Below are 4,605 nucleotides of genomic sequence, written 5' to 3' on the forward strand. Positions count from 1 at the left end.
CCGAGGAAAAAGCCAGGGCCACCTATCAGTGGCTGATCGACTTGACGGATGACGTAGACTTGCAGGACAGCCTCAAATTTTTACGGGAACGCGAAATTGTCCATTCGTTACGCTTTAGAGAAGCTGTGGAAATTTTGAAGGAGGAGCGGGATCGGAAGATCTTTTTCTAAGGCAACCTACTATTCGTGTTCCACGATTAATAAATAACAAACAGTAAGGACAGTATGGCGTCCTTCTGGGACGCCATTATGTTGCATAAGAATGAATTTGATAAATAGAGAAAACCCCGCGATCCCTTGATATTACTGGGTTCACGGGGAATTTTGTTGTTTAGAGATTTTGCAGAGAATGCATAAGAATATCATGGGTTTAAGATTTATTATATACATTTTATACACATGGACACTCATCTAAAAGTATCCCAATCTAAATACGTTAGTTAAGGTTATTTAACCAGATGTGACGATTAAGGGTATGGTCTTCATTTCATAGATTTTTTGGAGAGTTTGGACATGCTTCCTCTTCTCGTCATCAGCCTCAGTGTGGAGATACCCCTCCACAAGCCTATATCCGAATACAAGAAGCATGATCTCATACACACAATGGTCGGCGATTCGGGATACATCCGAATACTCCGAAAAACCTTTGTAATATGCAGGGATGCATCGCTGATAGTGTTCGATCATGTGATCGATATCCGGTTCATCCGCGATCAGACTTGCGAGATCCTCGCCCAGATAGCCCCATCCGCTGGTATCCCAATCGATGAGCGCGATATTCCCATCAGCATAGATAAGGTTGGTTACCCAGAAATCCCTGTGACATAAAACGAGGGGCAATTTTTCAATACGGTGGAATATCTCGTCTGCCTGCTCATCGATGTCGATGAGCATTTGCCGTACGTGCAGAGGCAATTCGCAGTCCTCTGATCGTATATAATCGTAGACGACCGGCCATGACCGGTAATGCAAATAAGTATTCTTCATGAGATCCTCTTGACTCAGGTTGGTCAGGCTTCGCAGCACGGCGGGTTGCAGAGCATACAGCTTGCCTTGAAAGCGCCCTAACTCCCTCGCGGCCTTTTCATACATTTCACTAGTCAAGTCTAATCCGGTTACACCATCGATATATTCCAGCCACAGCTGGTATTCATTAACTTCGGCATTGAACTCGGCATAATAACATGTCGGCCAGCGGAGGGCTTCCGAGAAAGCCGCTCCCAAGTCAGACGAATACAGATCATATTCCCGACGCCATGAACCGGGATCACCGTATCGCTCCCATTTCTTTTGGATCTTCAGTACAATATGGTAAGGCAATATTTCACCTTCTGCGGTTTCGGCGGTCCCCGATACCAGGTACACGTTCCCCACGGTTCCACCCTGTAGAGGTATAATTTGGAAGTCGGCCGAGATGATATCCTTCTTGAACCGTTGGTTTAAGACATAAATCACCTTTTCAAGTTTAATATTCATTAATTCCTCCATCTTCTTCATAGTCGATAAGGCAGCTCGTATTATCCTGGACATATTCGTCATCATTTAGAACGACATAGATACCCATCTATGAAAACAACAGCCGTTTTCCAACTGCTTAGAAGATTATATCAAATGTAATCCCTTATTTTGGGGAGAGTTTCGTTATAACTATACTCCCCGTTAGTTTAATATCAGGGTGAAACTCCACGGAATACTATCACTTATATCTTGGAGGTACCGAGGATTATGCGCACATCGTTGTTATCGGTGATTTGAGTGAGGTTAGGACTGTAAAGAGGCTGCCCTAAAATGAAGGCAGCCCTTTGCATAATTAGTCCAAGTTATTATATCTTTTGTCTTTTTAATAAATATTGATACTGCTCCGCATCCCAAATCAGCACATGCAGGACAAATATATATTGAATTCTTTCCATTTGGAAAATCTGGTTTACTCATTAAAATTAACCTTGAGATTTGTTCATTTTGAAATTCCTCACTGCCCCACCCTAAACAAGATACAAAATCAAATTCCTCTGCATATAAATCGTATAATGATTGTCCGTCTACTATAAAATCTGCAAAAGTTAAAGATCCTGGATAGCCGTCTCTTGTACGAAGTTTGAATTCTAATTTCGATTTTTTCATTCTTGAAAACCTCGTTATTTATATAAAATGGTCCTTTGCTCATCCTATATGGATTATATCTGTTGAACTGCTGCCCGTTACTTCAACAAGTAACGGCACCCGTCGTGTGGCCGGTTGCCGAAGGTATCTTGACGCTATCGTTCCCCGTTAGCTTAATCTTTTATTATCCGACCAAAGGTAATTTTGTTGGGAAGAGCAGTGCCCTTAAATTGTTCATGCGCTTCTATCATGTCAGGTACATTCTCTTTAGTAAGAATTAGTCCACTTATTACATTACTAGTAATAACTAATTCATCGTGACTAAATGTTGTGAGCTCTAGGATTTAATTTTGAATTCGCCTATCAAAACCTCTTGATAGTCCATCGGTTACCATGTTCATCTCATCTTCAGAAAGCTTTTCACACTGAGATATGATTCTTGCTATCGTTTCATTCATTAACCAACTGACTCCTTTCACATCTGATTTAGTTCTATTATGCATATACTTAAATTTACAGGTTTTGGTTCCGCTAAACTGCCGTTTACTTCAACGAACAACAGCAACCGATCGAGTGGCCGGCTGCCGTTAAGTTGTGGTGCTATCGTTCTCCGTTAGGATTTCTAATCTTTTTAAGAAGATTCGAAAGCCCCAAAATTAAAAGCAAAGTTATTCCTGCAAAGATGGGCATTGATGAGACAAATAATAATACCATAATTACAAACAATAAGACTCTAGTTACCTTTATTGAAAGTATCATACAAAACTCCAATCAGGTTTGTTCCAACTCCAGGTCAAAATAATCACCGAAACTTCCTTGATACGCTTCTATGATATTCTCATTCCAATTCAAATCTATTTTGAACCCAGTCAAGTAAAGATAATTCTGATGAAAAGTAAACAGCTTTTGAGAATTGAGTACAAAGGATTTGATAGTTATCGAAGCCGGTCACTGGAGACTCATCTTCTGAATCCACGAAACGTTCCTCGAACTCTTCAGATGTATTAAACCCGATTAAGAAATCGTTTAGTCCTCCATGAACAAAAGGTGAATCGAAGCCAAACAACAGATATTTACAACTAAACCCAGCGTCTTTAATTTCCATAAATTATTCCCCCTGAATATTTAAACGTTCTTCGTCTCACGCTTCCATTAATTTCAACAGATATACCTCGGTATCCTGTCCGATAGCTCAACCGACTGCCCTTTATATGGATACCTTTTTATGACTTTCCAGGTTAATCGCCAATCCCATAGCACCCATAAACATAAAGGATTCTCTGACTGCCAGTATAGCTGGAGAGTCCTATTAAAATTAAACTAGAACATTGCTTTGTGGTCGACGAACCCGTGCATATTGTTTATTTAGTCAGTAAGCAAGAAATGTTCAATTCTAGTTTTTAACTCATTTTCCGTCATATTACTCTTAACTTCATAGAGTATAGCCCCCTCCTCATTGATGAAAAATGTTTGAGGAATCGAGTACACCCCATATTTACGCCCAACATCAGAATCAGCATCATATAAGACCAAATAATTAAGATCTTTCTCCGCAACAAACTTGGCTGCCACCTCGAGATCCGAGTCGACGTTGATTGTAATGAGATCCACTTGGTCACCATACTCTTCTTGTATCTTCTTTAGAGCCGGTACTTCATCAACCGACGGTTTGCACCATGAGGCCCAAAAGTTAATAACAACGGGTTTCGATAGCTTTTTGTCAAATGAAAAAGAGTGGTTCTTACCGTCAATGTCTTTTAAAGTGAATCCCATTGCCTGATGAAGGGGGGAAGTTTCGTAATTGAGGATGTTTTCCGTTTCGTATGTGAGTGCCTCGTTAAACGAAATCCCTTTACCGATACTAATGGTACGTGTTGAATCTTCCCAATGAACTGGGCGTCCGGTCGAATCTGCGACAAAACGAATGGGTACGTATGTTACCCCGTCAACTAGCTGTGGAGCTTCATAAAGTTCATAACTATTGCCGTTAACTACAGCCTTATGATTGTTTAGTTGGAATGTGATGTGAATGCCATCACCGTTTCCTGTAATTGTCTTTGTTTTTTCATGCCACTCGACCTGTAAGCCCAAATACTCGAATAAAGAACGGTATGGGACGTAGGCCGTGCCATCCACTATGATAGGAACTCGGGGAAATGAGATCTTGTTCCCTTCCAACATCACCGTGATGTCATTACCAGCCTTTACAGCACCACCAATGAACAAAGAGATGACTGTACCAATAACAAAAAACATCTTCCACTTACGCAACATAACCTAACCCCTCATCCCGTAATAATTGTATGTACTAAGGATATTGTACCATCCTTACTAATCTTATAAAATGTACCAAATAATAAATTTATCGCTTCCAACCAAATGGCAAATCCGTCACGCTATACTGCCAGTTAGTTTAATATTAGGGTGAAACTCCACGGAATACTATCACTGATATCTTAGAGGTACCGAGGAATTCGCCCACTTGGAAATGATTGCGACGATG

General features: G+C 40.6%; 5 protein-coding genes. 1 reads left to right on the plus strand and 4 read right to left on the minus strand.

Annotation, left to right across the window (positions count from 1 at the left end):
• On the plus strand, positions 1 to 170 hold a 170-nt coding region (locus PAT3040_RS13140), incomplete at its 5' end, for a manganese catalase family protein (protein WP_181376515.1).
• Between the two features lie 279 nt (positions 171 to 449).
• On the opposite strand, the gene PAT3040_RS13145 is transcribed toward PAT3040_RS13140, so the two are convergent.
• The 4 genes from PAT3040_RS13145 to PAT3040_RS13155 form a co-directional block, all read right to left on the minus strand.
• Positions 450 to 1,475, minus strand: coding sequence for an aminoglycoside phosphotransferase family protein (locus PAT3040_RS13145; RefSeq protein WP_087567828.1), 1,026 nt, complete (start codon positions 1,473 to 1,475; stop codon positions 450 to 452).
• 285 nt (positions 1,476 to 1,760) lie between these two features.
• Positions 1,761 to 2,123 carry a hypothetical protein gene (locus PAT3040_RS36335; protein WP_146200417.1) on the minus strand — a complete coding sequence of 121 codons (363 nt, stop codon included), beginning with the start codon at positions 2,121 to 2,123 and terminating at the stop codon, positions 1,761 to 1,763.
• A gap of 817 nt (positions 2,124 to 2,940) precedes the next feature.
• Complete coding sequence (locus tag PAT3040_RS13150) at positions 2,941 to 3,207, minus strand: hypothetical protein (RefSeq protein ID WP_108993012.1); 267 nt, start codon at positions 3,205 to 3,207, stop codon at positions 2,941 to 2,943.
• 260 nt (positions 3,208 to 3,467) lie between these two features.
• Positions 3,468 to 4,376, minus strand: coding sequence for a stalk domain-containing protein (locus PAT3040_RS13155; protein ID WP_108993013.1), 909 nt, complete (start codon positions 4,374 to 4,376; stop codon positions 3,468 to 3,470).
• Between the last annotated feature and the right edge of the window lie 229 nt (positions 4,377 to 4,605).

The sequence above is a fragment of the Paenibacillus agaridevorans genome (assembly GCF_003112455.1).
Classification (GTDB): Bacteria; Bacillota; Bacilli; order Paenibacillales; family Paenibacillaceae; genus Pristimantibacillus; species Pristimantibacillus agaridevorans.